Source organism: Synoicihabitans lomoniglobus, from assembly GCF_029023725.1.
Taxonomy (GTDB): Bacteria; Verrucomicrobiota; Verrucomicrobiia; order Opitutales; family Opitutaceae; genus Actomonas; species Actomonas lomonigloba.
Genome location: NZ_CP119075.1, coordinates 5,340,071 through 5,364,873 on the forward strand (window position 1 = coordinate 5,340,071; position 24,803 = coordinate 5,364,873).

27 protein-coding genes are annotated in these 24,803 nt (G+C 63.0%); 13 read left to right on the top strand and 14 right to left on the bottom strand.

Going from position 1 to position 24,803, the window contains the following annotated elements:
* The 3 genes from PXH66_RS20610 to PXH66_RS20620 all read right to left on the bottom strand — a co-directional run bounded on the left by PXH66_RS20610 (position 1) and on the right by PXH66_RS20620 (position 3,702).
* The gene (locus PXH66_RS20610) at positions 1-1,497 is read right to left on the bottom strand and encodes a circularly permuted type 2 ATP-grasp protein (protein ID WP_330931982.1); all 1,497 of its coding nucleotides are present in this window, start codon (positions 1,495-1,497) and stop codon (positions 1-3) included.
* Positions 1,498-1,504: 7 nt separating this feature from the next.
* A complete protein-coding gene (locus PXH66_RS20615) occupies positions 1,505-1,987 on the bottom strand; it encodes a hypothetical protein (RefSeq protein ID WP_330931981.1) in 483 nt (160 codons plus the stop codon).
* A gap of 98 nt (positions 1,988-2,085) precedes the next feature.
* A complete protein-coding gene (locus PXH66_RS20620) occupies positions 2,086-3,702 on the bottom strand; it encodes a peptide ABC transporter substrate-binding protein (RefSeq protein ID WP_330931980.1) in 1,617 nt (538 codons plus the stop codon).
* A 49-nt stretch (positions 3,703-3,751) separates the two neighbouring features.
* Between PXH66_RS20620 and PXH66_RS20625 the strand changes: the two genes are divergently transcribed.
* The 3 genes from PXH66_RS20625 (at position 3,752) to PXH66_RS20635 (ending at position 7,773) form a co-directional block, all read left to right on the top strand.
* Positions 3,752-4,807 carry a GYF domain-containing protein gene (locus PXH66_RS20625; RefSeq protein WP_330932134.1) on the top strand — a complete coding sequence of 352 codons (1,056 nt, stop codon included), beginning with the start codon at positions 3,752-3,754 and terminating at the stop codon, positions 4,805-4,807.
* Positions 4,808-4,886: 79 nt separating this feature from the next.
* A complete protein-coding gene (locus PXH66_RS20630) occupies positions 4,887-5,411 on the top strand; it encodes an RNA polymerase sigma factor (RefSeq protein WP_330931978.1) in 525 nt (174 codons plus the stop codon).
* Between the two features lie 25 nt (positions 5,412-5,436).
* Complete coding sequence (locus PXH66_RS20635; RefSeq protein WP_330931976.1) at positions 5,437-7,773, top strand: vWA domain-containing protein; 2,337 nt, start codon at positions 5,437-5,439, stop codon at positions 7,771-7,773.
* A 144-nt stretch (positions 7,774-7,917) separates the two neighbouring features.
* On the opposite strand, the gene PXH66_RS20640 is transcribed toward PXH66_RS20635, so the two are convergent.
* From PXH66_RS20640 to PXH66_RS20655, 4 genes are read right to left on the bottom strand one after another with little or no spacing between them, the layout of a single operon-like run.
* Entirely contained in the window at positions 7,918-9,615 is a 1,698-nt protein-coding gene (locus PXH66_RS20640; protein WP_330931975.1) for an adenylate/guanylate cyclase domain-containing protein, read from the bottom strand.
* A gap of 11 nt (positions 9,616-9,626) precedes the next feature.
* Positions 9,627-10,280: a carboxypeptidase regulatory-like domain-containing protein gene (locus tag PXH66_RS20645; protein ID WP_330931974.1), complete on the bottom strand. Its 654-nt coding sequence runs from the start codon at positions 10,278-10,280 to the stop codon at positions 9,627-9,629.
* Positions 10,270-11,127, bottom strand: a complete 858-nt coding sequence (locus tag PXH66_RS20650) for a hypothetical protein (RefSeq protein WP_330931973.1) — start codon at positions 11,125-11,127, stop codon at positions 10,270-10,272. The genes PXH66_RS20645 and PXH66_RS20650 overlap by 11 nt, the downstream gene beginning before the upstream one ends.
* The gene (locus PXH66_RS20655; protein WP_330931972.1) at positions 11,124-11,765 is read right to left on the bottom strand and encodes an arylesterase; all 642 of its coding nucleotides are present in this window, start codon (positions 11,763-11,765) and stop codon (positions 11,124-11,126) included. The genes PXH66_RS20650 and PXH66_RS20655 overlap by 4 nt, the downstream gene beginning before the upstream one ends.
* A gap of 42 nt (positions 11,766-11,807) precedes the next feature.
* Between PXH66_RS20655 and PXH66_RS20660 the strand changes: the two genes are divergently transcribed.
* The 3 genes from PXH66_RS20660 to PXH66_RS20670 are packed head-to-tail and all read left to right on the top strand — an operon-like array spanning position 11,808 to position 15,503.
* Complete coding sequence (locus PXH66_RS20660; protein ID WP_330931971.1) at positions 11,808-12,491, top strand: ABC transporter ATP-binding protein; 684 nt, start codon at positions 11,808-11,810, stop codon at positions 12,489-12,491.
* Between the two features lie 58 nt (positions 12,492-12,549).
* Complete coding sequence (locus PXH66_RS20665) at positions 12,550-12,927, top strand: GxxExxY protein (RefSeq protein ID WP_330931970.1); 378 nt, start codon at positions 12,550-12,552, stop codon at positions 12,925-12,927.
* Between the two features lie 26 nt (positions 12,928-12,953).
* Positions 12,954-15,503: an ABC transporter permease gene (locus tag PXH66_RS20670; RefSeq protein WP_330931969.1), complete on the top strand. Its 2,550-nt coding sequence runs from the start codon at positions 12,954-12,956 to the stop codon at positions 15,501-15,503.
* 55 nt (positions 15,504-15,558) lie between these two features.
* Here the strand turns inward: PXH66_RS20670 and PXH66_RS20675 are convergent, their stop codons facing one another.
* Complete coding sequence (locus PXH66_RS20675) at positions 15,559-15,972, bottom strand: energy transducer TonB (protein ID WP_330931968.1); 414 nt, start codon at positions 15,970-15,972, stop codon at positions 15,559-15,561.
* 144 nt (positions 15,973-16,116) lie between these two features.
* Between PXH66_RS20675 and PXH66_RS20680 the strand changes: the two genes are divergently transcribed.
* The 4 genes from PXH66_RS20680 (at position 16,117) to PXH66_RS20695 (ending at position 18,273) form a co-directional block, all read left to right on the top strand.
* Entirely contained in the window at positions 16,117-16,335 is a 219-nt protein-coding gene (locus PXH66_RS20680; protein ID WP_330932135.1) for an RNA-binding S4 domain-containing protein, read from the top strand.
* A gap of 177 nt (positions 16,336-16,512) precedes the next feature.
* The gene (locus tag PXH66_RS20685) at positions 16,513-17,004 is read left to right on the top strand and encodes a type II secretion system protein (RefSeq protein ID WP_330931966.1); all 492 of its coding nucleotides are present in this window, start codon (positions 16,513-16,515) and stop codon (positions 17,002-17,004) included.
* A 106-nt stretch (positions 17,005-17,110) separates the two neighbouring features.
* Positions 17,111-17,920: a hypothetical protein gene (locus PXH66_RS20690; protein WP_330931965.1), complete on the top strand. Its 810-nt coding sequence runs from the start codon at positions 17,111-17,113 to the stop codon at positions 17,918-17,920.
* Positions 17,921-18,063: 143 nt separating this feature from the next.
* The gene (locus tag PXH66_RS20695) at positions 18,064-18,273 is read left to right on the top strand and encodes a DNA-binding protein (RefSeq protein ID WP_330931964.1); all 210 of its coding nucleotides are present in this window, start codon (positions 18,064-18,066) and stop codon (positions 18,271-18,273) included.
* A gap of 94 nt (positions 18,274-18,367) precedes the next feature.
* Here the strand turns inward: PXH66_RS20695 and PXH66_RS20700 are convergent, their stop codons facing one another.
* Both PXH66_RS20700 and PXH66_RS20705 read right to left on the bottom strand, forming a co-directional pair.
* Positions 18,368-19,219, bottom strand: a complete 852-nt coding sequence (locus tag PXH66_RS20700; protein WP_330931963.1) for a CvfB family protein — start codon at positions 19,217-19,219, stop codon at positions 18,368-18,370.
* A gap of 47 nt (positions 19,220-19,266) precedes the next feature.
* Positions 19,267-19,626 carry a putative quinol monooxygenase gene (locus tag PXH66_RS20705; RefSeq protein WP_330931962.1) on the bottom strand — a complete coding sequence of 120 codons (360 nt, stop codon included), beginning with the start codon at positions 19,624-19,626 and terminating at the stop codon, positions 19,267-19,269.
* Positions 19,627-19,845: 219 nt separating this feature from the next.
* Between PXH66_RS20705 and PXH66_RS20710 the strand changes: the two genes are divergently transcribed.
* On the top strand, positions 19,846-20,298 hold the full coding sequence (locus tag PXH66_RS20710; protein ID WP_330932136.1) for an SRPBCC domain-containing protein: 453 nt from the start codon (positions 19,846-19,848) through the stop codon (positions 20,296-20,298).
* Positions 20,299-20,322: 24 nt separating this feature from the next.
* A complete protein-coding gene (locus tag PXH66_RS20715; RefSeq protein WP_330931960.1) occupies positions 20,323-20,775 on the top strand; it encodes a helix-turn-helix domain-containing protein in 453 nt (150 codons plus the stop codon).
* Here the strand turns inward: PXH66_RS20715 and PXH66_RS20720 are convergent.
* Positions 20,772-21,224 carry a DUF5069 domain-containing protein gene (locus PXH66_RS20720; protein ID WP_330931959.1) on the bottom strand — a complete coding sequence of 151 codons (453 nt, stop codon included), beginning with the start codon at positions 21,222-21,224 and terminating at the stop codon, positions 20,772-20,774. The two genes, PXH66_RS20715 and PXH66_RS20720, sit on opposite strands and share 4 nt — an antisense overlap.
* Before the next feature lie 305 nt (positions 21,225-21,529).
* Positions 21,530-21,979 (bottom strand): arsenate-mycothiol transferase ArsC, encoded by a 450-nt coding sequence (locus tag PXH66_RS20725; RefSeq protein ID WP_330931958.1) that lies wholly within the window; start codon positions 21,977-21,979, stop codon positions 21,530-21,532.
* Positions 21,980-22,295: 316 nt separating this feature from the next.
* Here PXH66_RS20725 and PXH66_RS20730 point away from each other — a divergent pair, with 316 nt between their 5' ends.
* Positions 22,296-22,628: a NifB/NifX family molybdenum-iron cluster-binding protein gene (locus PXH66_RS20730; RefSeq protein WP_330931957.1), complete on the top strand. Its 333-nt coding sequence runs from the start codon at positions 22,296-22,298 to the stop codon at positions 22,626-22,628.
* Positions 22,629-22,673: 45 nt separating this feature from the next.
* On the opposite strand, the gene PXH66_RS20735 is transcribed toward PXH66_RS20730, so the two are convergent.
* The gene (locus PXH66_RS20735) at positions 22,674-24,344 is read right to left on the bottom strand and encodes an FAD-dependent oxidoreductase (protein WP_330931956.1); all 1,671 of its coding nucleotides are present in this window, start codon (positions 24,342-24,344) and stop codon (positions 22,674-22,676) included.
* 41 nt (positions 24,345-24,385) lie between these two features.
* Entirely contained in the window at positions 24,386-24,799 is a 414-nt protein-coding gene (locus PXH66_RS20740; RefSeq protein ID WP_330931955.1) for a ferritin-like domain-containing protein, read from the bottom strand.
* Positions 24,800-24,803: the final 4 nt, after the last annotated feature.

Sequence of the window (24,803 nt, forward strand, 5' to 3'; positions counted from 1 at the left end):
TTAGAGGGTGATGCGACCGGCGGTGGCCTCGGTGGCGGCGGGCGTAGGATCGTTGGTGTCGGCGAGCACCCAGGTGTCTTTCGAGCCGCCGCCCTGGGAGGAATTGACCACGAGTGAGCCGCGTTTGAGAGCGACGCGGGTGAGTCCGCCGGGCATGATTTTGACGTCTTTGCCGTAGAGAATGTAGGGGCGCAGATCGAGGTGACGGCCTTCGATGGCGTCGCCGCAAACGGTGGGGGCGCGGGAGAGGCCGAGGGTGGGTTGGGCGATGAAGTTGCGGGGGTTGGCGATGATCTTGGCGCGGAAGGACTCGATCTCGGCCTTGGTCGATTTGGGGCCGACCAACATGCCGTAACCGCCGGCTTCGTTGACGCTCTTGACGACGAAGTTGGGGAGGTTGTCGAGCACGTGCTGGAGCTCGGTCTGGTTGGAGGTGAGGAAGGTTTCCACGTTCGGCAGGATGGGGTCTTCGCCGAGGTAGAATTTGATCATGGCCGGCACGTAATAATAGATGGCCTTGTCGTCGGCGATGCCGGTGCCCACGGGGTTGGTGAGGGCGACGTTGCCCTTGCGGTAAGCCTCGAAGAGGCCGGGCACGCCGAGCATGGAGTCCTTGCGGAACACGGTGGGGTCGAGAAAGTCGTCGTCGATGCGGCGGTAGATGACGTGCACCGGAGCGAGGCCGTGGGTGCGCTTCATGTAGACCCGGTCGTTTTCGACCACGAGGTCGCTGCCTTCGACGATTTGGATGCCCATCTGGCGGGCGAGGAAGGCGTGCTCGAAGTAGGCGGAGTTGTAGACGCCGGGGGTGAGCAGAACGACGGTGGGTTCGGGCACGTCGGGCGGCGCCAGACTGTGCAACAGGTCGAGCAGATCGATGGGGTAGTTCGAGACCGGCCGCACGTCGTAGTTGCGAAGCAGGTTGGGGAAAACGCGCTTCATGACCTGCCGATTCTCGAGCACGTAGCTCACGCCGGACGGCGTGCGGAGGTTGTCTTCGAGCACACAGTAGGTGCCGTGCTGATCGCGGACGAGATCGGTGCCGTTGATGTGAACGTGTCGATCGAGCGGGAGCTTCACGCCGACGAGCGCCTTGCGGAAGTGGGAGCAGCTTTCGACGAGGGAACGGGGGACGATGCCCTCATTGACGATCTTTTGGTCGGAGTAGACGTCGCGCAGGAACAGGTCGAGGGCGATCATGCGTTGGCGCAGGCCGCTTTCGAGGTGTCGCCATTCTTCGGCGGAGATGATCCGAGGGATCATGTCGAACGGGAAAATTTTCTCGGTGCCCGCTTGGTCGGAATAGACGGTGAACGTGACCCCGCGGCGTTCGAACGTCTTGTCGGCGGTGTGTTGCCGCTCGACGAGTTCCTCCATGCCGTTCAGCTGCGCGTAACGATCGAAAAAACGTTGGTAGTGCGGCCGAGGTTCACCGGTGGCGGTGAACATCTCATCATAAAAAGGTCCGGTGTCGTAGTCGGCAAAAAGTTCGGCCATAAAGAAATCAGGATGAAGAGGAGCGTTCCCAAAGGAAGCTGTGTTGGGTAGCAAGCGAAGTGCCGTCGGGGGATAAAAGCGTCAGTCGCCAAGCGACCGGGCGTTCTTCCGAGTCAATCCAGTCGCGCCCGGTGAGGCCAGCGTGAATCGCGTGACTGCCGGCGGAGAGATCGAAGGAGAAGGTGTGGGTGTCGGGAACAGGATTACTCTCCCGCTGCACCTCGATGATGAGGGAGCAACCGGATTGGGCGGCGGTGGCGTCGGTGCGGATGAGCCAATAATAGCCGGCGCGGGCTTGGGGTTGGCTGCGCAGCGCGGCGGCGTTAATGGCATCGGGACCGGCGCCGAAGTATTCACCCAGACGGGTGAAGCTGGCGGCGTCACGGTAGCCCGGCCAGACGCGTTCGAGGGTCACGGCTGCCGCGCCATCGGTCACGCCGGCGACCGGGGAAAGGGCGACGATCGCGAGGAATTGAAGGGGGAGACGCATGGCGGGCAACCAAGGTGCGGTGCCCCTCGGACCGGTTCAAGCTTGGGAGGGAAAATTTGCCGTCGTATTATAATTACTCATACGAAACGGTCGGTGATTCAGGGTTCCAATCGCACGATATGATAGCGGTGAAAGCCGAGCAGGGAAGGCGGCCAGCCTTTGACTTCCGGTCGGATGAGGTAGGACTGGGTGCCGTGATAGATGGGGGCGATGGGCGACTCCGCGATGAGAATGGCCTCGGCCTGCTGGTAGAGTTCGAAGCGCTGGGCCTCGTCGGCGGTGGCGCTGGCGCGGCTCACCAATTGATCATAGGTGGCGTTGCCCCAGCCGGTGGAGTTGTTGCCACTGTCGGTGAGGAACAATTCCAGAAATGTGAGCGGGTCGACGTAGTCGCCGATCCAGCGCGCGTTGGAGAGTTCGTAGTTGAGTTGGGTTTCGTCGTCGAGCCACACGCGTTGCTCCTTCATCGCCACGCGCATTTCGATTCCGAGTTCGCGGCGCCACATTTGTTGGATGGCTTCGAGCAAGGACTGGTTCATTTCCCGGGCGCGCGACATGGCTTCGACCACGGGAAAACCTTTGCCTCCCGGGTAACCGGCGGCGGCGAGCAGGGTGCGGGCTTGATCGGGATCGTAGCCGATGGCGGCCCGGGCGGTGTAACCGCCGATGCCGGGAGGATTGAGGCTGGTGGCGACGGTTTCACCGGCCTTGAAAACGTGGTCGGTCAACGCGGTGCGGTCGATCGCCATGGTGAGGGCGCGGCGCACCCGCACGTCGTCGAACGGAGGGCGCGTCGTATTGAACCGCATGAAGCCGGTGAGCACGAACGGGTCGATGCGCAGTTGGTCCGGATGCTCGGCGCGATACGGGGCGATCTTGGTGAGGGGCACCTCCGAGGTGAGGTGGAGTTGGCCGGCGCGAAAGGCCGCTTCCTGCGCGGTGGCATTTTCGTAGGGGTAAAATGCGACGCCGTTGAGCGTGACGTTGGCGGCGTCGCGAAAATTGGGATTACGCACGCCGGTGAGGCGTTGGTTGGGCGACCACTCCGCGACTTTGAACGGGCCATTGCCGACGATGTTTTCCGGGCGAGTCCAGCGATTGGAGCGCGAGTGCAGGTCGCCGTGTTGCGCGATCACATGGAGGGGCACGGGGAACGCGATGGCGAGGGTGAGGATCGAAGCGAGGCCGGGCGTGGGTTGGGCGAGTTCGAAAACCAACGTGGCATCGTCGGGCGCACGCACCCCGACTCGGGCAAAGTCGGTGATCTCACCGGCGTTGAAGGCGGCGGCGTGCTTGATGTTGTAGAGCACGTAGGCGTATTCGGCGGCCATGGCGGGAGCGAGCGCGCGGGCGAATGAATCGCGAAACGTGGGTGCGGTGATGGCGGTGCCGTCGGACCACTTCAAGTCGGGCGCGAGGTGAAAGGTCCAGGTGAGTCCGTCGTCGGAAACCTCCCAACTCCGGGCCGCGGCCGGGAGGGGTTTCGAGGTGGCCTCATCGACGGCGGTGAGGCCTTCGAAGAACGCCAGCTCCAGCTGCATGGTGGTGTAGGCCGTGATGACGTGGGGATCGAGACTCTCGGGCTCGGCCCCCACGGCGGAGTGCAGGACGCCCTCGCGGTTGCCTCGTTCGACGACGGTTTCGCGGGAACCGCAACCGCACACGGTGAGGAGAAGAAGGCCGGCCAAACCCAGGGCGAGTCCACGTGGAAGCATGCGGCGAAGCAAACGGGTGGGCGCGGTCGGGGCAACCTTGCAACGTTGATTGAGTCTTGCCGCTGCGGAGCGGGCGGCGTGTGATCGGCGCGAACACCCCTTCCGGCTTATGCAATGGTATTACGCGATCGACGGTCAGCGCCACGGACCGATTTCCGAACAAGAATTTGCCCAGCTCGTCGCCGATGGCACGGTGAGCGACGAGACCCTGGTCTGGCATCAGGGGCTGGAGGCGTGGGCGCCCTGGTCGACGCTGAGCGCGAGCCACCCGTTGCCCGCGGTGGGGGATGGCGCCGGGGTGCCGAGCATCCCGGTGGCTGCACCGACGGACGAAGACGCGACCGATTCCGGCGTGCCTACCACCTGGACCATCACCGATTTTTCCGACCGGCTGCGTAGCAACGGATTCAATACATCGGTGGAGGGCTGCATGGGTCGGGCCTGGGCCAATTATAAGAGCGTCTTCGGTCTGGCGGTGGGCATCACGCTGGTGGGTTATTTGATTGTGTTCGCCGCGGGTCTGGTGCCGATCCTGGGCATCTTTTCCTCCATCCTCGTCACGCCGCAGATCACGGGTGGAGTGACGGCGTTTTTCCTGCGGCGCTCGCGCGGGGACGAAGCGGGTTTTGACAGCCTGTTTGACGGATTTACCAAGCGCTTTGGTCGTTTCGCCCTGGTCGGTCTGTTGCAGGCGGTGGTGACGTTGCTGGTGTTGGGGGCGATGATTGTGCCCATGTTGGCAATGGGACTTTCGGCGGAAGCGCTGGAAGCCGGTCAGGCGCCGGATATCCCGCCCGCGGCGGCGGTTGGTTTCATGGCTGTGTTGTTCGTCGTGATGCTGGTATTGATGTTTTTCGGGCTCCGTTTCCTGCTGGTGCATGTGATCATCATGGATACCGACCACGGCGTGATTGATGCATTCCGGCTGAGTTGGCGGATCACGGGCACCAAGTTCTGGACCATGGTGGGCCTCTGTTTGCTGATGGTCGTGCTGGCCATCGTCGGAACGTTGGCGTTGTTGATCGGCCTGATCTTCACGCTGCCTCTGATCGTGGCCATGGTGGCCCAGATTTATCAGGATGCCTGTGACTCGGTCACGGCCTGACGGCCCGCGCGGCTCATGAACGCCGAAACTTTTTTCTAAGACGCGGCGGCGAGCGGCGTAATCTCCTGTGCAGGTCCGAATGAAATCGACCGATCATCATGAACACACAGGAAATTGGGTTGAAGAAGCCGTGCGTGAGCACGAGGCGTCGTTGCTCCGGTATGCCACCAGACTGGTGGGGGACCCCGAGCGGGCGCGCGATGTCGTGCAGGACACCTTCGTCCGTTTGCTCAAGCAGCCGCCGGAGCGCGTCAACGGTCATGTGGTCGAGTGGTTGTTCACGGTCTGTCGGAACCGGTCGCTCGATGTTATACGCAAGGAGAGCCGCATGAGCCACTTTGCGGACGGCGAAGTCGAAACGGTGCGGGCCCGCGAGCCACGTCCCGGTCATCAACTCGAAGCGACCGAAAAGCGCGACGCGGTGCTGGCGATGGTCGATCGACTGCCGCCGAACCAGCAGGAGGTGATCCGCCTCAAATTTCAGAGCGGATTCAGTTACAAGGAAATCAGCCGCATCACCGAACTCTCGGTCAGCAATGTGGGCTTCCTGATTCACACGGCGGTGAAGCGGCTGCGGCAGGAAATGGCCGCGCAACAACCCTGAGCCCAACGAGGAGAATTTTCAGATCATGAACGAACAGACACTCACGCCCGACGATCCGCGCCTCACTGCGTTTGCGTTGGGAGAATTGGACGGAGCCGAGGCGATGGCGATCGCGGCAGCCGTGGCGGCCGACCCGCTGCTGACCGCAGCGGTGGAAGAGATTCGCGCGACCATGTTGACGCTGGAGGACGTATTGGCGGCGGAACCCGTGCCGGCGGTGAATCCGATCGAACTGCCGACCGAGGATTACCCGCTCGATAGCCGCAAGGTCGTGCGATTTCCGTATTTTTGGGTCTCGGGCCTGATGGCGGCCGGCTTTGCCGTATTGGTCGTGGTGCACGACCCCGAATCGCCGGTGAAGCCACAGGAGGAGGTGCTGCACTACGAGGTCAATCTGAGCGAAACCGTGAGCGACGAGACGAGTGCTGATGCGATGGAAATGGCACCGCTTGATTCGGAGGTCGATACCCGGGAAGAACGGCCGACGGACGGGGTTTCGTCGGAGTCAGTCGCCACCATGGGAGTCGCGCGATCAGACGAGTCTACAGAATTTCGTTCGCTGGATGAAGCGCTCCGGATGGCGGACGGCACGGTCAGCCTGCCCACGGTGTTGGTGGAAATTTCCCGTGAACAAGCGGAGAGCGCGCAGGCCGAGCAAGCCATGAAGTCGATGGGTTTGACCAGCGGGGACAAGCTTTCCGTGGGATCGTCGGGTCCGGTCTCGTCGCCCCCGACCACGCCTACCCATGAACCCGGGGCGAACGCGGTGAGTTACTACGCGTCCGTCGAACCTGCTCCGTCATCCACCGATGGATACACCCGAACGTTGCGGACCCGTTCGCTGGCGATGACCAACCGCATCATGCCAGCTACGAACCAGCTCATGCTGATGCCGTCGCCCGATCCACTCAGGGACCTGGATGCGTCGCAGGAAGGCTACGCCCCGATCACGGAGGCCGCCTGGCAGCGCGTCGGAGATCATCCGGTGTCCACGTTTTCCATTGATGTCGACACGGGCAGCTACGCCAACGTGCGTCGGTTTATCAACTCCGACCAGCTCCCGCCGGTCGATGCCGTGCGCATCGAGGAGATGATCAACGCTTTCAGTTACAACTATCCGGCCCCGGCGATGGGCAGCGATGCGCCGTTTGCGGCCAGCTTGGAAGTCGCCTCCGCGCCGTGGGCACCGGAACATCGCCTCGTGCGCATCGGGCTCAAGGGTCGCGATATTGCCGCGGGCCAGCGGGCTCCGGCGAATCTAGTGTTTCTGTTGGATGTCTCCGGGTCGATGCGAGCCGAGAACAAGTTGCCCCTGGTCAAAGAGGCGATGCGTCTGCTCGTCGGACAGTTGCAGGCGGACGACCGGGTGGCGATCGTGACTTACGCCGGGACTTCGGGACTGGCGTTGCCCTCGACGCCGGCCACGCAACGCCGCGCCATCATCGCCGCACTGGACCGTTTGCAACCAGCCGGGGGCACCAACGGCGCGATGGGAATCCACCTCGCCTACGACATCGCGAAGGCCAACTTCGTGACCGGCGGCATCAACCGCGTGATCCTGTGCACCGACGGTGATTTCAACGTCGGCCCGTCCGGGCAGGGCGATCTCGGGCGGCTCATCACGGAGAAGGCGGAATCGGACGTGTTTCTCACGACGCTCGGGTTTGGCATGGGCAATTATCAGGATCAAACGCTGGAGCGTCTCGCCGACATGGGCAACGGCAGCTACGGCTATATCGACTCGCCCAAGGAAGCACGCCGCCTGCTGGTCGAGCAAGTCAACGGCACGCTCGCGACCATCGCCAAGGACGTGAAAATCCAGGTCGAATTCAATCCGGCGCTGGTCGAATCGTATCGGCTTATTGGTTACGAAAATCGCGCCTTGGCGAAGGAGGACTTTGCCAACGATCAAGTCGACGCCGGCGAGATCGGCGCGGGTCATACCGTGACCGCCCTTTACGAAATCGTGCCGGTGGGCGGAGCGGCGGCGCGCGGGTCCGCGGCGGTCTCGGACGACCTGCGTTATCAAACGGTGGCCCGATCCCTGGCGAGCGAAGTCAGCCATGAGTTGCTCACGGTGAAAGTGCGCGCCAAGGCACCCGATCAGGATGCCAGTCGTCGGTGGGATTTCCCCCTGGTGGATCAAGGGGCGGCGTTTGCCACGGCTTCGGCCGATTTCAAATTTGCCACCGCCGTGGCGGGCTTCGGCATGGTGTTGCGCGACTCAACCTTTCTGGGGGCGACGACATTGCGCCGCGTGCTGGATTGGGGTGAGGCGGGCATGGATTACGATCCGGCCGGTTACCGCGCCGAGTTCATCGAACTGGTTCGCCGCGCGGAAGTGCTGCAGCGACAGGGGTAGGCGGAGGGTAGCCGATGGGGCGAACGTTACCGTGCAATACCTGAACGGTTTCCTCGGAGGGACCGGTTCCACCCGGTCCGCGTTGCCTCTGGGGCGAGCTGGCGGAGAGGCAGGTGCGGACGACGTGGAAGTCGTCCCTCCGGGTTATTCCGCGTCGTCGACGGCGTGGATGTGGGCGCCTTCGGAGCGGCCCTTGACGCCGACGACTCCGAGGTCGCGGGTGCGGAACTTCAGGTCGGGTCCCGCCGCCTGCAGCGTGGCTTCACTTACGATGAGATCGGTGGCAAAGGCCGGGTTGCGGGTGAGGGATTGCAGCCGACTGGCGAGGTTTACGCCGTCGCCGATCACCGAGTAGTTCAGTCGGCGATGCGAACCGATGTTTCCCGCAATCACGGGCGCGGTGTTGATGCCGATGCCGAAGGCGAGCGGGGCATGGCCTTCGGATTGCAACTCGGTGTTGAGTTCGGTGAGGGCGCGGCGCATCGCGAGAGCGGCGTCCACCGCGCGTCGGGCCGCGTCATCGCCCGTCACGGGAGCGCCGAAGAGGGCCATGATTTCGTCGCCGATGAACTTGTCGATGACGCCGCCGGCCGACTCGATGGCCTGGCTCATGCGGTCGAGATAGCGGTTGAGCAGAGTCACCACCTCGCGCGGCGGCAGCTTCTCACTCAACGTGGTAAAGCCGCGCAGATCGGCGAACAGGATGGTGACTTCGCGCTCCTCGCCGCCGAGCGCGGCACCTTCCCGCATGAGTTCGGCGGCGACTTCGGGCGACACGTTTTTGTCGAGCAGATCGCGCACTTGGTCGCGTTCGGCGAGGCCGCTGCTCATGGCATTGAACGCGCGGGCCAGATCACCGAGTTCGTCCTCCCGGCCCAGCTCCAGCCGGGTGTCGTAGTCGCCGGATGCGATCACGGCCGTGTGCGCGGCGAGCTCCTGCACGGGTTGACTTAGGCGGCCCGCGAACCACCAGCCCAACCCTCCCGCCAGCACCACGCCGCCCAAGCTCACGAGCAGGATGAGACGACTCAGGCGGCGAGCGGGCGCGAGTTTTTCGTCGAGTGAATACTGGAGGATGATCGAAAGGCGCCCGCCCTCGTCGGTGGGCATGGTGCGGATGTTTACTTTCGAAGCGTCGCCAGCCAGATCGACATTGTGGATGAGGGTATCGTCGGCCTGGAGGTCCCGCCATTGGTGGACCAAGGCTCCGCGAATACCGGTGGCGAGGCTGGTCGCCGTGATCTCGCCCGCCCGGTTGGCGAAACTCACGTCGACGGCGGTCTGTTGCCGGAGATTGCGGGCAAATTCGCTGTCGATATGAAACCCCACCACCCACCAACCGACGATGGCGGGGGCGCGGATCGGCACGGTCACGACCGAAAACAAACGTCCGTCGATCTCGGCATAGCCACTGGCCTGGGCGGACGCGCTTTCGTCGGCGCGAAACACCAGCTCGGTGAAGGCATGGTCGCCCACGGTTTCGCTGGCGGCGATGGTGATGCCGTCCAAGTCGACCCAGGCGTTGAAATCGGCGTGGATGCGATCGCTGGCGCTGACGAAGGCGGACTGGAGGGTGCGGGAATCGTCGGCCGATTCGAAAAACAAACGCCGAAACGCGTAATCGCTGGCGACGGCTTGGGCGCTCAATGCGAGCAGGGAAATGCGTTCGTCCGTTACGCGATCAAACACTGCTGCCGCGCTGCGCAGGTTGGTATCGATTTCCCGGTCGGCCTCGCGCCGGTTGACGGTGGCCACGATGACGTAGGTCGCGATCTGGGCCGTTGCCACGACGGCGAGAAAGAGGGTGAGCAACGACGCCCGGAAGCTGCGAAACCGGATCATCGGCGGAGCGTTCAGTAGCCCTTGCCGCCCGCGCCGGGTGCCCGCCGAATCCGGCGATCGGGACGCAGACGCAGTTCGAGCGCGACGGGGGCCGGATCCTCGGCGGTGATCGTGACCTCCTGCTCGACGTTGGTGCGCATGCGCGGATGCCATGCGGTGAGGCGGTAGCGGCCAGGCGGGATGCCGGTGATTGAAGCCGTGCCTTCGGCGGCGGTCGTGCCGAACCACGGGGTATCGACCACCATGATGTAGGAGAGCATCCAGTCGTGGATGTTGCAGCCGATCGGCACCAGCCCGGCTTGCTCGAACACCACGGATTCGTGAACGTTGCCCCCGTGCAGGGGAATCTCAAACTGGGCCGGCCGCGAGAGGGAGTAGACGTGATGTTGCACCTCGTCGCGATTGGGGAAGACCACATGGGTGCCGGTGCGCACGGCGATGACGTAGGGGTTAAACTCTTCGTCCTTTTGCTCCACTGTGGCCGAGAGCGAACCGCTCGGCGCGGGCGCGGGCAAGGCGGCGTCGAGCGGATCGAGCCATACCACGAGGTCAGCGACCGCCGTGGATTTCTGGTCGGTGGCGGTGATCGTCAATTCCGACGCCCGGGTGGTAAACGGCAGGCCGATCAGCAGCCAGAGGGCGAGGTGGGCACGTTTAGAAAACATGGATGAACTGCAGGCTTAACACCTGGGTGGAGTAGTTGCGACCTTTGCTGGCTTTGGATTCGGATGCATCGATGCTGGCCGCGATGGTGGTGGATGATCCGATGGCCCGGGCGAGGGAGGCCGTGACGCCGCTGGTGCGGGCGCGAGCGCGGTAGGGGAACCAATCGCCGCCGAAAATGCCGTCCTGCCAATGGGGGCCGCCGGTGATTTCCGGCCAGCTTTCCCGGCACCACGCCGTGCGATCGCCCTCGCGAAAGCGGGCGGAAAGCGCGAGGCGCCACTCCCGGGTAAGGTCGAGATCGGCCCCGAGTTGGGCTGTGTAACCGGTCCCCGAATACGTGGAACGGCGGGCGTCGAAGCGATCGAGCGCCACGCTGGCGGCGGCGGTGACGATGGGAGTGAAGCGCCGTTGCAGGCGGAGCGACGCGGCGAGGCGGTGGCCGGTCCAGGGGCTGGTGGCGGCAAACACGCGGGCACCTTCCACGCTCAGATCGAGCCGGGGGGCGTAGGGCCCGAGGCCGAATTTGCGGCGCAGGCCGGTGCGAACGCCCGCCTCGGTCTGATCGAGGCCGGACCAATCCTGCCAGTGTCGGGTGCGGGCGAAGCCGGCGAGATGGCCCTGCCAGTCGCGATTGAGGATGCGCAGGGTGCTGAAGTCGATGTCGGCGGCGGCGGCGAAGTCGGACTTCTCATCGCGCAGGGAGCGCGTGACGTTGTCGTTGTGGTCGACCGTGGCGCTCAGGGTGGGTTTCCACGCGGCTTGGATCGACCCGACGCCCATCATCAGCCCCATGATACTGAACAGGCTGGACGAAAATGCTCGGAGGAAACGCGCGGAGTTGCTCAAGGGGTAGCGAGGAGAGGTTGCAGGGTTTGCCAAACCGTGGCGGCGAGGATCTCGTGGCCGGCGGGAGTGGGATGGATGCCGTCGGACTGATTCAAATTGGTGACGCCTCCGACGCCTTCGAGTAAAAACGGAATGAGAGCGGCGTCGTTGGCGGCGGCGATATCCGGGTAGATGGCGGCGAAGTCCGGAGCGTATTCACCCATGCTGGTGGGCATTTGCATGCCCGCGATGACCAGACGGACATCGGGATTTTTGGCGCGCACCCGATCGATGATTTGCTGGAGATTGGTGCGCAAGAGATCGAGCGGCAGGCCGCGCAGGCCATCGTTGGCCCCGAGTTCGAGCACGAAGACGTCGACGGGCTGGCGCAGCACCCAGTTGATGCGTCGGAGTCCGCCGGAGGAGGTTTCGCCACTGAGTCCGGCGTTGATGACGCGGTAGGGCAGACCGGCGGCCTCGATGCGGTCTGCGATGAGCGCGGGAAAGGCGGTTTCGGTGGGGTCGTCGAGGCCGTAACCCGCCGTCAGGCTGTCCCCGTAGAAGAGGATGGTGGCGGGTTTGGCGTCGGCTCCGGCGACGCCGTGTGCGGCGAGCGAGGAAACGATAACCAGAAAGATAAGCCGAACGGACTTCGTCATTTGCACATTAGGGGACGCCGGGTTTGCTTCACGGTTCCGTTCATGAGTGTGCAATCAATCTTGAAAGTCCAGCGCTTGACCAAGAGCTATCCGACCGCGTCGGGTCAGTTGACGGTGTTGCAGGACGTTAGTTTCGATTTGGAGGGCGGGCAATCGCTCGCCATCCTGGGTCCCTCCGGCAGTGGCAAGACCACCCTGCTGGGGTTGTGTGCGGGGCTCGATCGCCCGACCAGCGGAGACGTGGTCGTGGCGGGCGAGCCCATCGGCGCGATGAGCGAGGACGAGCGAGCGCGGGTGCGCAACGAGCACGTGGGTTTCGTGTTTCAAAATTTCCAATTGGTGCCGACGTTGACCGCGCTCGAGAACGTGCTGGTGCCACTGGAGCTGCGAGGCGCGGGAGGGGCCCAGGCCGAGCGAAAGGCGACGGAGTTGTTGGCGCGCGTCGGTCTGGGGCAGCGCACGGATCACTATCCGGTGCAGTTGTCGGGAGGGGAGCAACAGCGCGTGGCATTGGCGCGGGCATTCATCAACGAGCCCAAGATTTTGTTTTGTGATGAACCGACGGGCAACCTGGACGGCGCGACGGCGCAGACCGTGCAGGACCTGATTTTCGGGCTGAACCATGAGAACGGCACCACGCTGGTGATGGTGACGCATGACCTCGAACTGGCCAAACTCTGCGGCAACGTCCTCCGCCTCAAAAACGGCGCCGTAGTCGACGCGTAGCGCCGGAGGTTTTTTTATTTTGCCCACGGAACACACGAAAAACACGGAAGGAAAAACAATGAGTGATCTCGTTTATGAAAAAGAAACGTATGATGTGATTGGCGCCTGCTTCGAGGTCTACAAGGAGAAGGGCTGCGGGTTTCTGGAGGCAGTTTTTCAAGAGTGTCTGGAGCTTGAATTAGGAGACCGAAAAATCCCGTTCGTAGCCCAGCCCAAGTTACAATTGGACTATAAAGGTCGACCATTGAAACAGACCTACTCGCCCGACTTCATCTGCTTTGATAAGGTCTTGTTGGAGATTAAAGCGGTTTCCACTTTGGTGGATGAGCATCGTGCGCAGGTTCAAAATTATCTTCACGCTACGAAACTACGGGTTGGGTTGTTGGTTAACTTTGGCCATTTCCCTCTAGTTCAGCACGAACGCTTCGTTCTTTAGTAATTTCCGTGTCATCCGTGTTTTCCGTGGGCAAAAATTCTAACATCCCGTTCATCCTTAAAATGGCTTGGCGGGATTCGCGGGCTTCGCGGCGGCGGTTGGTGCTGGCGTCGTTTTCGATCGTGCTGGGGATCGCCGCGCTGGTGGCCATCGGCTCGTTCAATGCGAATCTGCGCGATGCCATCGACGCGCAGGCGCGCACGTTGCTCGGGGCCGATCTGCGGGTGCAGGGGCGCACGGCGTTTTCTCCCGATGTCGCGGTGGCACTCGATGCGCTGGGCGGGAAGCAGGCGGAGGAAGTGGCTTTGTCGACGATGATCGTTTTTCCGACGGCGGAAAACCGCACGCGGTTGGCGACGTTGCGGGCGTTGGGCGGGGGATATCCGTTTTACGGCACGTTCCAAACCGTGCCGGCCGACGCCCCGGCACGTCTCGCCGCGGGCGGGCGCGTGGCCGTGCTGGAAGAGACCTTGATGGCGCAGTTTGGGGTGCAGGTCGGCGATCCGATCAAACTCGGCACCAACGAATTTACGGTGGTGGGGGCTTTGCAGCAGATTCCCGGCGATTCGGCGGTGGTGGCGATGCTGTCGCCGCGGGTGTTTATTCCCCGGGACGAGTTGGAGAATGCGGGACTGCTCGGACCCGGCAGTATGGCGCGGCATCGGCGTTACATCGTCTTCGATGACGGCAGTGACGCGCTGGAAGTCGAGCGGCGCATGCGCAAGCAATTCCGCGAGGAGCATCTCGGCTACGACACCGTGGAGGAGCGCAAGCGGGAACTCGGACAGGCGCTGCGCAACGTGTATCAGTTTCTGAGTCTGGTCGGTTTCGTGGCGCTGTTTTTGGGCGGCATCGGCGTGGCGAGTGCGATCCATGTGCACATCCGCCAAAAGATTCCGACGGTCGCGGTTTTACGTTGTCTGGGGGCGAGCTCGGGCACGGCGTTTGGCGTGTATCTGGTGCAGGGTCTGGCGCTGGGCTTGATCGGATCGGCGGTGGGAGCGGCGCTGGGTGTCGGGGTGCAATTGGCGTTGCCCGAGATCGTTGCCGGGATGTTGCCGGTGGATGTCGATTTTTCGATTGCCTGGGGCGTCGTGTTCAAAGGGGCGGCGGCGGGTTTGGTGATCTGTGCGCTTTTCACGTTGTTGCCGTTGCTGGCGGTCCGGCGGGTCTCTCCGCTGATGGCGATTCGCGCGACGGTGGCGGAGAGTGAAGCGGCCAAGGATCCGTGGCGGTGGGTGGTGTATGCCGCGATTCTCGGCACGGTGGCGGTGTTTGCCATGCGGCAGGCGCCGCGATGGCAGGTGGGGGTGGGGTTTGTGGTGACCCTGCTCGTGAGTTTTCTGGTGCTCGGCGCACTGGGCAAGGGCGTGGCGTGGGCGGCGCGCAAGTTCACCCCGAAGCGGGCGCCGTATGTGGTGCGGCAGGGCATCGCCAATCTGCACCGGCCCAACAACCGCACGATCCTGCTGCTGTTGGCGCTGGGCTTGGGCACGTTTCTCATTGTCACGCTGGCGCTCACGCGGGCGACCTTGCTCGCGCAGATCGCGGGCAGCGGGGGCGCGGATCGGCCGAACTTGCTGTTCTTCGATATTCAGGACGATCAGATCGATCCGTTGCGCGACGTGCTGATCCGGGAGGGCGCTCCGCTGCAGGCCGATGCGCCGATCGTGACGATGCGGGTCAGCAAGGTGAATGATCGTTCCGTGACGTCGATTCTGCGCGACAAGTCCAACGATATCGCCGACTGGACGTTGCGGCGTGAGTATCGCTCGACCTTCCGCGATCACCTCAATGAGCGGACGGAGAAACTCGTCGGGGGCGAGTTTACCGGTCGGGTCGAGTCCGACGTGGACGTGATCCCCATCTCCATGGAAGTGGGTTTGGCCGATCAGATGAAGGTCAAGTTGGGGGACGAAATCGAATGGGACGTGCAGGGGCTGCCCATGCTCAGTCGCATCACCAGTTTGCGCGAAGTCGAGTGGCGGCGCATGGAGCCGAACTTTTTTGTGGTCTTTCCGGCGGGGGTGCTGGAGCCCGCGCCCAAGTTTTACGTGGCGGCGACACGGGTGGCGACGCCGGCGGATTCGGCGCGCGTGCAACAGTCCGTGGTCGGATTGTTGCCCAACGTATCCGCCATAGACCTACAACTCGTGCTGGAGACGCTCGACGGCATTTTCTCCAAAGTGCAGTTCGTCATCCAATTCATGGCGCTGTTCACGGTGGTGACCGGAGTGATCGTGTTGGCGGGGGCGGTGATGAGCGGGCGCTTCCAACGTCTGCGCGAAGTCGTGTTGTTGCGCACCCTGGGAGCGACCGGCCGACAGCTCTGGCAAATCCAGCTCGTGGAATACGCGGTGCTCGGCGTGTTGGCGGCGGTGGTGGGGTGCGGTCTGGCGGTGGCAGCCAATGCGTTGCTGGCGCACTTCGTTTTCCAAACGGCGGGCGTGTTTTCACTGCTGACACTGGTCGTCTCGCTGGTGTTGGTGACGGCAATCACGCTGATCACCGGCATCCTCGCCAACCGCGGGGTGACCAACCACCCGCCGTTGGAAGTGCTGCGGGCGGAGGGCTGAGATCGTCGAGTCGCGGTCAACGCACTCGGCGGTTTCCGGCGAAACCGCCCTACCTTTAGTCCGCGAAGCGGAAGGCGACGGGGACTTGGATGATGTAGGCGGCGGGTTCGCCGTTCCAAACGTAGGGTCGGAACTTCCACTGCTTCACGGCGGCGAGGGCGGCTTCCCCAAAAGCCGGGGTGGGTTCGCTGAGTTTAAGCGAGACTTCCCGGGGCATGCCGGCCGGATCGACGAGCACCACGACCAGCGCGTTGCCCTGCACTTCGTCTCGTCGGGCTTCCTTGGGATAGATCGGTCGCTTGGTTTTGAGAGGTTTTAGACTCTCGGTCGTAAACACGGGGTAGCGGACGTCGTTGATGGTCACCACGGCGTCGGGCTCCGGCGCAGGGCGAGGTTTGGCGGTGGCAATGGTGACCGGCAGGCTGAGCAGCGCTAAAACGAGCAGCGAGGAGCGGAAAAGCGATTTCATCGTGAGGGAAAGCGAGGCGAACGAGGAGGGTGGGACCGACGCCGAAAGTTGAACCGGTTCAATGAAAAACGCGAACCCAACCGCCTGCGAGACTGAGCGATGAGGGTTGCCTCGGAGATGCGGTCCGACTCTGTTGCGAGCGACATGCGCGACGTCACCATTTCCAGCGAACCGGCCGAACTTTATAAAATCCTCAAGTTCGAGAACTTGGTCGCGAGTGGCGGCGAGGCGAAGTTCGTCATCAGTGAAGGTCAGGTTCTGCTCAACGGCGAGGTGGAGACGCGGAAGCGAAAAAAAATAATGGCGGGTGACGTAATCGAATTTGGCGGCGAACAGCTCAAGGTGCGCCTTAAACCGGCGTAGAGCGGGCGTCGGCGGGTCTTTTCGCGGACCGTCGCCAGGGAACGGAATGCGACGACGAGGGAACTAATCGCGGAAACATGGCACTCTTCCGGTAAGTTTCTCGCACGTGGGAGGGTGGCAGCTCTCTGCGAGAGCTTCTCCTGCACATTGTCCGAATCCCCCTCCGCTCAATTCGCCATGAAAATTGCGCTTTCGCTTCGTCTCTCGTCCCACCGTTCCTCGGTGGCAGCCTTCAGTCTGTTGGAAGTCATGATCGCGGTCATGTTCATCGGGTTGTTCATCTCCATCGGCATACCGGCTTTTGCGCGGGTGCGGGAAAACAGCGTCAATGCGGCCGCCGCCAGCACGCTGTTGGTGTTTGGCGATGCGTTTGAATCCTATGCGCGCACCAACGGGGATTGGCCGGACGATGTCCCCGTCGGCGTGGTCCCTCCGGAGATGCAAGGGCGGATCAATCGGGTGCAATGGGAAACGCCCGCTCCCGGCGGTGGAGTCTGGGATTGGGAATGCGACCGGGCGAGTGGGCGAGTGGGGATCGCGATTGTGGGCAGCTTGCTGGCGCTGGACGAAATGGTCGCGATTGATGCGCTCATTGATGACGGGAATCTCGCCAAGGGCCACTTCCGGCGTCTGCCCAGCGGGAAACCGATGTGGTTGCTCGCGGAGTAGAGTCGACGTCCCCCCACGTGGTGGCGGTGGGCTGCTGCCGCGACTTGGTGAACGCATATCCGCGACGGGATGCCCATCCTCGAAAAAGTCGCCACGTTGGACGGGCATGAAACGCCCCGTATTCGCTTTCCTACTGGCTTGTTTGTCGCTGGTCGCGCCGTCGACCGGAGCGGCGCAAGACGCACCGACCAACATCGAGGTGCCGGACTGGGCCCACCCGGGTTCGGCGACGCGCACGCAGGTCGCGCCGCCGGCGGACTTCCGGCGCGAGTCGACAATCTGGGCGGAGCCCATCGGAGTGTTTGACGGCCAAGCGGAAATTGGCAGCGCCCTGGTCGAGGGCAGTGCGAGTTTTGATGCCGCCACCGGCGACTACACCATCACCTCCGCGGGTTACAACGTGTGGTATACCCGCGATGAATTTCGCTGCCTCTGGAAAGAAATGTCGGGCGACGTGTCGCTCGCGGCTGACATTGCCTATCCGGACCCGGACGGCTTTGGCGATCGCAAGGCAGTGTTGGTGATCCGGGAGAGCCTCGATGATGACGCCAAAATGGCGGTCGTGGCCTTGCATGGTCTCGGTATGATCCACCTCGCGCAACGACCGGCGACGGGGGCGCGGGTCAAGGACATGGAATATCGCATCGGGGGACGCGGTCGGCCGGAAGGCGAGCATCCCGACAGCCTGTCGCCCGTGATGGCGGGTCGGCTCGGCATGGAAAAGAAGGGCGACCAGTTTTCGCTATGGGTGAGTCTTGAAGGCGAGCCGTTGAGTCGGTTCGGACCCCCGATCGAGCTCAAGCTCACCGAGCCGTTTTACGTGGGCATCGGCTTCTGCTCCCACCTGCCCGTGACGCTGGACACGGCGGTGCTGTCCAACGTCGTGCTCGAAAACGAGGCCGGCAAAGTGCGCTAGCGCGAGCGTGGCGGTCTTTGTCGGCAGGCTGAGTTACATTCTGTTCCGGCGTTCGTAATAGATGGCGTGAGCCGGAACTGTTAGGATGTGATTTTTCCTGCTGCCGACGGCGGCGGATCACGTCGCCTAACCCAAGTATCCTCATGGCCAATACACCAGAATGCAACGAAGTCTTCAAAGCCGGCAAGCCGCTGCGATGTCCGGTCTGCGATCACACCCGGTTCTGGTCGCGGGAAACGTTGATGAACACGCGGGGGGCGTCGTTCTTCAATTTTGACTGGGCCAACAAGGGCGCCACCAACCACGTCTGCGAGCGGTGCGGCTACGTCTATTGGTTTCTGCCACCCCGGTGAGATCATGTCCGGCGTAAAGCCCGCCCCACCATTAATGTGGCGCAACCAACCGGGATGTGGGTCGGGCTTTATGCCCGACAGTGTCTACTGGTTCCTATGCGCGCGGCGGTGGCGCGAGCAGACGGATGCCGTCGCTTTCGATGACGATGCGGCGTTCGGCGTAGAGTTTGCCGATGGCCTGCTTGAAGGCCTTTTTACTCACGCCGAACATGTCGCGGATCTCCGCCGGGTCACTGCGATCGTGGTAGGGCAGGTGGCCGTCGGCGCGGGCCAATTCGAGCACGATTTTCTGGGCAATCGGGCCGATGCGGTCGAAGCCGGCCTCATTGAGGGTGACATCGATCTTCCCGTCCATGCGCGTGCGCAGGATCCAGCCGTCAAACGATTGGCCGATGGCGAGCGTGGCGGGCACATCGTCGGCGTAGAGCAGGCCGCGATGTTGGTGGTCGATGATCGCCAGATAGCCCAGCGGAGATTGCCCGGCGATCAGGAGGCGCACGGGTTGGCGGTCGGCGTAATCGGCGGGGGTGAGGTCGAGAAAACGATTCACGCGGGCGCTGGCCACGATGCGGTTGGAGCGATCATCCATGTGGGCGTGGACCACGACCCAGTCGCCGACCTTGAGCGGCCCGGCCCACTCGCGACGCGGGAGAAACAGATCCTTGCTGAGGCCCCAGTCGAGAAACGCGCCGAGGTTTTGGTCGACGCTCACGACGCGCAGAAAGGCGAACTCCCCCACCTGCACGTGCGGGGTCTCGGTGGTGGCCACGAGTCGATCCTTGCTGTCGAGGTAGACGAACACGTCGACGCTGCGTTCCGGCACGATATCGGGCGTGCGGAAGGTGCCGGGGAGGAGGATTTCGCCGAGCTGATCTCCGTCCAGGTAAAACCCGGGGGAGGCTTCGTGGAGGACGGTGAGGGTGTTGCGCTTGCCGATGGTGACCATGGGATTTGAGGAGGAGGAATGAGGCGCGGCCGGCGAAATTGTCCGACTTACTTGCGAAAGCCGTTTTCCAAGACGAACCACTTGGCGGGCATATCCTTGAGCGGCTCGCGCAATTTGTCCAATTCGGCGGCGCAGCCATGGAGTTCGAGCGTGACGGTTTCGGCCAGCTGGCCGGCCTCTTGAATGAGCGATGCCACGTTCTGCAAATGCACGAGCAGGCCTGCCGCGTTCTCGTAACCTTCGCGGCAGTGGGCCATGTCACCGTCGAAACTGAAGCCGTAGTAGAGGCAACCGCTCTCGGTTTGCGCCTTGGCGACGAAGAGCTCGGTGAGCGCACGGAACGCGTCGGCGCAGCCGGGCTTAATTTTGAAGTAAGGAACGATGGTAACGCAGGTATCGGTGGTCATGGTGGCTGGGGAAATTGAAAGGCTAAAACGCTGAGAACGGGCGTGTGCGAAAAACGGTGCGTGGGTCGGAGGCAAGGCAGAGGGAGAACCGAGGGAATAGGAAACTAAAACATCAATCGGAACCGCGTGAATCGTGCGGAGGGCGGCGAAATTGAAATGTCATTTTTTATCAAGCAATCCGGGGCGGATTCCTGCTAGGCTGCCGTCATGAGTTCATCCATGTCGTCCGATCATATCGCTGCCGGGGAAGTCAGTCTGGAATTCAATTTCCATGCGCCGGTGGAGCGGGTGTGGGAGGCGTTGATCGCCGACGTGGGGCAGTGGTGGCCCTCGTCGTTTTACACCTCCGAGCGGACGCAGCGGTTTTATCTCGAACCCAAACTGGGCGGAGTAATGGGTGAAGACTTTGGTGATGGTGAGGGATTGGTGTGGTATCGGGTGATCGGGCTGGACCGCCCGCGCTCGCTGATGCTTTCCGGCTACCTCCTGCCGCCGTGGGCGGGGCCCGCGTTGTCGTTGGTGCGGATCGAATTGACGGCGGTGAACGCGCACGAAACGAAAATGACGTTCATGGATTCGACCTTTGGCAAGATGACGGACTGCAGCACCGCGGAAGGCTGGCAGCAGATCTTTGGCGATCATTTCACCCGTCACGTGGCCGCGTTGGCTTGAGGTTGGCGGAGCGAAACCGGCGTGATGAAACCCTCCACGTTGCTGGCTCACGATCCCCGGATGGCGCGAGTGCGAACGCAGCTCGGTCGGAATCTGGATGAACCGCTCGACCTCGAGACGTTGGCCCGCGACGCCGGCGTGTCCGTGCGGCAACTGGAGCGCGTATTTGCACGCTGTTGGGGCGAAAGTCCCCGGGCTTGTCGGCGACGGCTGCGGTTGGAGCGAGCGGCCCGGCGTTTGCGACGGAGCAGACGCTCGATTCTGACGATTGCTTTGGAGGCTGGTTACGCCAGCCACGAGGCGTTTACGCGGGGCTTTACGGCCCGCTTTGGCCGGGGGCCGGCCGAGTATCGAAAATCCGGTGACGTGACGACCGCGCCGCGCGACCGCCACATGATGTGGACCCAGGCATGGGCCACGGGTCTACGGCGGCACGTGGAGCGTCCGACGCAGACCCGCGATACCGGACCGGCTTAGAGGCGGCCTTCCTCCATGTCGTAGACGTCGAACCAGACGCGCACGATTTTGCCGGCGGGAATGTATTGCGGGATGTAGCCTTCGAGGAACATCTGCAAAGGCACGGGCATGTCGCTGAGGCGCATGTCGCGCATCTTGTTGTTCCATTGGACGACGGCCTCGGGGTCTTTCACCTGAGAGTTTTCGTTGATCCACGTTGCCACGGCGGTGTCATCGGCGCCGGTGGCCACAAAGGCTTTGAAGGCTTCGTGATCGATGCCCGTGAACTCGAAGAGGAAACCGTCGAGCGGGCAGTTGTAGTGGAACTCGCCGTTGGTGCCGGCGACGACGGCGCGGCACTTGTCGAGCATGCGGCCGGCATGCACGTAGCCGCCGAGGGTCTCGCGCGGGCTGCGCGGAAACGTGGTGGTGAGATCGAGGGCGAGAGAAGCGACGGTGGTTTCGGACATAGTTGGCCACGAACGATCACCTCACGGCGATAAGCAACCGGAAGAACGGAAAACCAGGCGACGATTCGCGACGGGTATTGCTCGCCGGGGTAATACCACGCCCGGCGCATCAGGTTGTCGCGCACACCTCGCCGAAGCGTGCACCCAACAAGATCGCGCCCTCGCGGCGGAGTCGGGCGAGATTGCGGAATGCTCGGCGAAGTGGGCCTGTTCGTGCGGTGCTTTGGATGCGTTCCAAACCGGCCCGGTGGTGCAGCGGGCGGCCTAACGCTGATCGGGTGCTGCCAGCGAGCCCGCGAGGGAAGCTACCGTTCTTCCTTCGTCACTGCGTGGTAGAACTCGGTCACATGTTGCTCCAGCGTGGGCAGCATCTCCGCGGCTGTCGCCACATCGAGATCGTGAAAGTGCCAGAACTCCACCCGGTCTTCCCAAGCCGGGAAGTCACGTTGAATGTAGGCGCGGTGTTCGGCTTCCTTCAGGGCGATGCGTCGCGTGGCGCGTTCCAAGTCCGCCGTCGTGAGGCGAGCACGTTCGGTGGTGGTCAGGTTGAGAGAGACCCGGCGTCGTTTGAGGTATTCGTGCGTGTGGGGCGAAAGACCTGGAGGGGCCAAGTCAATATCAACCCCACGGGAGAATGCCCGCCACGGGGAACCATCGCGCTGGGCGAGGTGGTTGAACCACGCCTCCGAGAAGCGACTGCGATAGTAGTTGCCGGTGCAGATGAAGAGGACCTCGGGAGTCGCGGGGGATACCATGGACCTGAGGTGACACTGCAGTCGCGTCAGTGCAAGTCAGCGGGCGGGTGTCGTGGGATCGTCACGCCGAAAGCTGACCAAGCTTTTGCATCGCCGCGTCTGCGACCGGGGTGACGTCCCCGCCTCTGAGCGTCACGACTCCATCTGCAAATCGATGTGCCCTTGTCCACATTGGTTGAAGAATATTTTTTGTGATCTATATCCGCGATTTGAGGTCTGCTGGCTTGAGGTCAGGTCAGGGGGCGGATACGTTTAGGTTCGTGATTTCGGGTGATGGTAAATCGCCATTCAAACCTCCCGGGAGAGCGGATTAGTCATGAAGATCGCGATTGCCTGTAACCAGAGCCGGTTGTCCGGCGAGGTGGCTCCCAAATTTGGCCGAGCACCGTTTTACATGATCTACGATACGGAGAATGCCGGATTGTCCAAATTGGCCAAAGGACCAAGAAAAACGATGCCGCCCGACGGCGGGTTGAACGTGGCGGTGACGCTGATGGAAACCGAAATCGGTGCGGTGATTGCAGGTGAGTTTGGTGATCACGTGGCCCATTTTTTCCGCGGGGCGAATGTCAAATTGGCACGCGCGCCCGGGGTGGGTGGTTCGCGGGCGCTCGACGACTTTTTGAACGGTCGATTGCCGAGCGCTTAGACACCTTGATGCCGGTTGGTTTTTGCGCATGAGGCCGACACACGGTCACGGCGTCGGCAGCTTGGCCGGGCTGCGGGGATCGAAATGGGCGCGAATGCCGCCGGTGAGCGATCTGACCTCAAATCCGCGCTGGGCGAGAATGCGCGCGGCAAAGTAGGATGTTTTGCCCAGCGCACACACGGTGACGACCGGGCGCGATGTATCCAGTTCACCTGCACGATCGCGCAGCTGGCCGAAGGGAATATTGATGATGCCCTCGCGGGGCAGCGGGTGGGCCGCCACCAAGGGAGGTGGACGCACATCGACTACTTGCACGGCGGGGTCGTCGGGAATGCGATCGACCGGCGTGACGAGACCATCGCGGGCATTCACGGCGGTGAACGCGGCGAGATTGATGATGTCCTTGGCCGCGCCAAACGGAGGGGCGTAGGCGAGTTCGAGTTGAGCCAAGTCGTCGATGGTGAGACCGCCCATGATGGCGGTGGCGATGACATCAAGACGCTTGTCGACGCCAGCCAGGCCGGTGACTTGAGCGCCAAGAATGCGACCGCTGTCAGGTGCCCAGAGGAGCTTCAGTTGCAGAGGCTGGGCGCCGGGGTAGTAGCCGGCGTGGTGGTTGTCGTTGACGGTCACGACGCGGTAGTCGCGGTGAGCCGCCTTGAGGCGCTTTTCCGTCCAGCCGGTAAGTCCGGCGGTTACTTCGAAGACGCGCACGATGGCGGTGCCGAGAACGCCGGGAAAGGGTTTGGTTTGAGCGGGCCGTATGATGTGATCGGCCGCGAGACGACCTTGGCGGTTGGCGGGACCGCCGAGAGGCACGGCGCACGCTTCACCCGTAACGAAGTCCTCCACTTCGACGGCGTCACCGCCGGCGTAGATGTCGGGATCGCTGGTGCGCATAAACGTATCCACTTTAATGTGACCGCGTGGGCCGAGCACCAGGCCCGCGTCGCGGGCGAGGGTGGTGTCGGGGCGCACGCCGAGAGCGAGCACCGCGAGATCGGTGGTGACGACGCGTCCGGAGGCGAGGGTGCAGCCGAGGCGGCCGTCGGCGTCGTGGAAGGAGGCAATGCCGTCGCCGAGAATGAGGGTGATGTCGTGGCGACGCAGTTCGTCCTCCAGCAGGCCGGTCATGGCTTGGTCGAGCTGCGGGAGCACCTGCGGCTGAAGCTCCACCAACGTGACGTCCTTGCCGGCGTGGCGAAACTGTTCCGCCATTTCCAAGCCGATGAAGCCGGCTCCGATGACCGTGACGTGGGCGGTGGCGGCGGCTTTGATGCGGTCCATGTCGCCAAGATTGCGAAGCGTGTGCAGGCGGGGATCATCGATGCCGGGGAGTGGTGGCCGCAGCGGTTGCGCGCCGGGAGCGAGCACGAGCTTGTCGTAGGGCAGCCACGCGATGGTGCCGTCGGCGATGGATTGCACCTGCACGCGTTTGTTGGATCGATCGATGGTGATGGCTGCTGTCGACGTGCGCACCTCGATGTTGAGCAGCTGCTTCAACGTGGTCGGGGTTTGCACGGCGAGGGCCGCGCGATCGCCGATTTCTCCGCCGATGTAGTAAGGCAGGCCGCAATTGGCGAACGAGACATCCGGACCGCGTTCGAGCAGCGTGATGTGAGCGAACTCGTCGAGCCGGCGAGCCCGGGCGGCGGCGGAGGCCCCGGCGGCAACGCCGCCGACAATGACGATTTGGAGAGGAGCGATTGCGGACATGACGGTGGCGTTGGAGGGTGGGTCGGTGGTGAGGAGCCGGCTCAGCCGCGCAGGCGGGCCATCTCCTGGCGGTGATGATCTTCGTCGGCGGCTTGGTCCTCCATGGTTTGCTTGAGCGCGAAATGCCCGGCGGACTCGGCCATGTGGGCGAGTTCGATGTAGTTTGCCACGTCGGCGCCTTCGGCCGCGATATCGGCGGTGAGCATGGCGTCGACGGTGGCCGGAATGGGTGACAAATCAGGGGCCAGTTCCGGGGTGCCGCCGAGATGCGCGATCTGATTGGCGAGGTATTGGGCGTGGCCCACTTCGTCGGTGACTTCGGCGAGATACATGGAGCGCACGTTTTCATTCGACGCGCCTTTGATCGCGGCGGCCTGACGCATGTAGCGGAGGAACGTGGAGACCTCGCGGTTAAGCTGGTCGTTGAGTTTGGTGATGAGGGGGGATTTAGTCATGATG

Excerpts from the sequence above, each read along its gene's own strand:
- PXH66_RS20725 (WP_330931958.1), bottom strand. The coding sequence starts at position 21,979 with ATGGTATCCCCCGCGACTCCCGAGGTCCTCTTCATCTGCACCGGCAAC.
- PXH66_RS20655 (WP_330931972.1), bottom strand. The coding sequence starts at position 11,765 with ATGACGAAGTCCGTTCGGCTTATCTTTCTGGTTATCGTTTCCTCGCTC.
- PXH66_RS20685 (WP_330931966.1), top strand. The coding sequence starts at position 16,513 with ATGAAAATTGCGCTTTCGCTTCGTCTCTCGTCCCACCGTTCCTCGGTG.
- PXH66_RS20710 (WP_330932136.1), top strand. The coding sequence starts at position 19,846 with ATGTCGTCCGATCATATCGCTGCCGGGGAAGTCAGTCTGGAATTCAAT.
- PXH66_RS20690 (WP_330931965.1), top strand. The coding sequence starts at position 17,111 with ATGAAACGCCCCGTATTCGCTTTCCTACTGGCTTGTTTGTCGCTGGTC.
- PXH66_RS20665 (WP_330931970.1), top strand. The coding sequence starts at position 12,550 with ATGAGTGATCTCGTTTATGAAAAAGAAACGTATGATGTGATTGGCGCC.
- PXH66_RS20635 (WP_330931976.1), top strand. The coding sequence starts at position 5,437 with ATGAACGAACAGACACTCACGCCCGACGATCCGCGCCTCACTGCGTTT.
- PXH66_RS20740 (WP_330931955.1), bottom strand. The coding sequence starts at position 24,799 with ATGACTAAATCCCCCCTCATCACCAAACTCAACGACCAGCTTAACCGC.
- PXH66_RS20660 (WP_330931971.1), top strand. The coding sequence starts at position 11,808 with ATGAGTGTGCAATCAATCTTGAAAGTCCAGCGCTTGACCAAGAGCTAT.
- PXH66_RS20680 (WP_330932135.1), top strand. The coding sequence starts at position 16,117 with ATGCGCGACGTCACCATTTCCAGCGAACCGGCCGAACTTTATAAAATC.
- PXH66_RS20730 (WP_330931957.1), top strand. The coding sequence starts at position 22,296 with ATGAAGATCGCGATTGCCTGTAACCAGAGCCGGTTGTCCGGCGAGGTG.
- PXH66_RS20610 (WP_330931982.1), bottom strand. The coding sequence starts at position 1,497 with ATGGCCGAACTTTTTGCCGACTACGACACCGGACCTTTTTATGATGAG.
- PXH66_RS20695 (WP_330931964.1), top strand. The coding sequence starts at position 18,064 with ATGGCCAATACACCAGAATGCAACGAAGTCTTCAAAGCCGGCAAGCCG.
- PXH66_RS20640 (WP_330931975.1), bottom strand. The coding sequence starts at position 9,615 with ATGATCCGGTTTCGCAGCTTCCGGGCGTCGTTGCTCACCCTCTTTCTC.
- PXH66_RS20735 (WP_330931956.1), bottom strand. The coding sequence starts at position 24,344 with ATGTCCGCAATCGCTCCTCTCCAAATCGTCATTGTCGGCGGCGTTGCC.
- PXH66_RS20720 (WP_330931959.1), bottom strand. The coding sequence starts at position 21,224 with ATGTCCGAAACCACCGTCGCTTCTCTCGCCCTCGATCTCACCACCACG.
- PXH66_RS20620 (WP_330931980.1), bottom strand. The coding sequence starts at position 3,702 with ATGCTTCCACGTGGACTCGCCCTGGGTTTGGCCGGCCTTCTTCTCCTC.
- PXH66_RS20700 (WP_330931963.1), bottom strand. The coding sequence starts at position 19,219 with ATGGTCACCATCGGCAAGCGCAACACCCTCACCGTCCTCCACGAAGCC.
- PXH66_RS20645 (WP_330931974.1), bottom strand. The coding sequence starts at position 10,280 with ATGTTTTCTAAACGTGCCCACCTCGCCCTCTGGCTGCTGATCGGCCTG.
- PXH66_RS20675 (WP_330931968.1), bottom strand. The coding sequence starts at position 15,972 with ATGAAATCGCTTTTCCGCTCCTCGCTGCTCGTTTTAGCGCTGCTCAGC.
- PXH66_RS20615 (WP_330931981.1), bottom strand. The coding sequence starts at position 1,987 with ATGCGTCTCCCCCTTCAATTCCTCGCGATCGTCGCCCTTTCCCCGGTC.
- PXH66_RS20705 (WP_330931962.1), bottom strand. The coding sequence starts at position 19,626 with ATGACCACCGATACCTGCGTTACCATCGTTCCTTACTTCAAAATTAAG.
- PXH66_RS20715 (WP_330931960.1), top strand. The coding sequence starts at position 20,323 with ATGAAACCCTCCACGTTGCTGGCTCACGATCCCCGGATGGCGCGAGTG.
- PXH66_RS20630 (WP_330931978.1), top strand. The coding sequence starts at position 4,887 with ATGAAATCGACCGATCATCATGAACACACAGGAAATTGGGTTGAAGAA.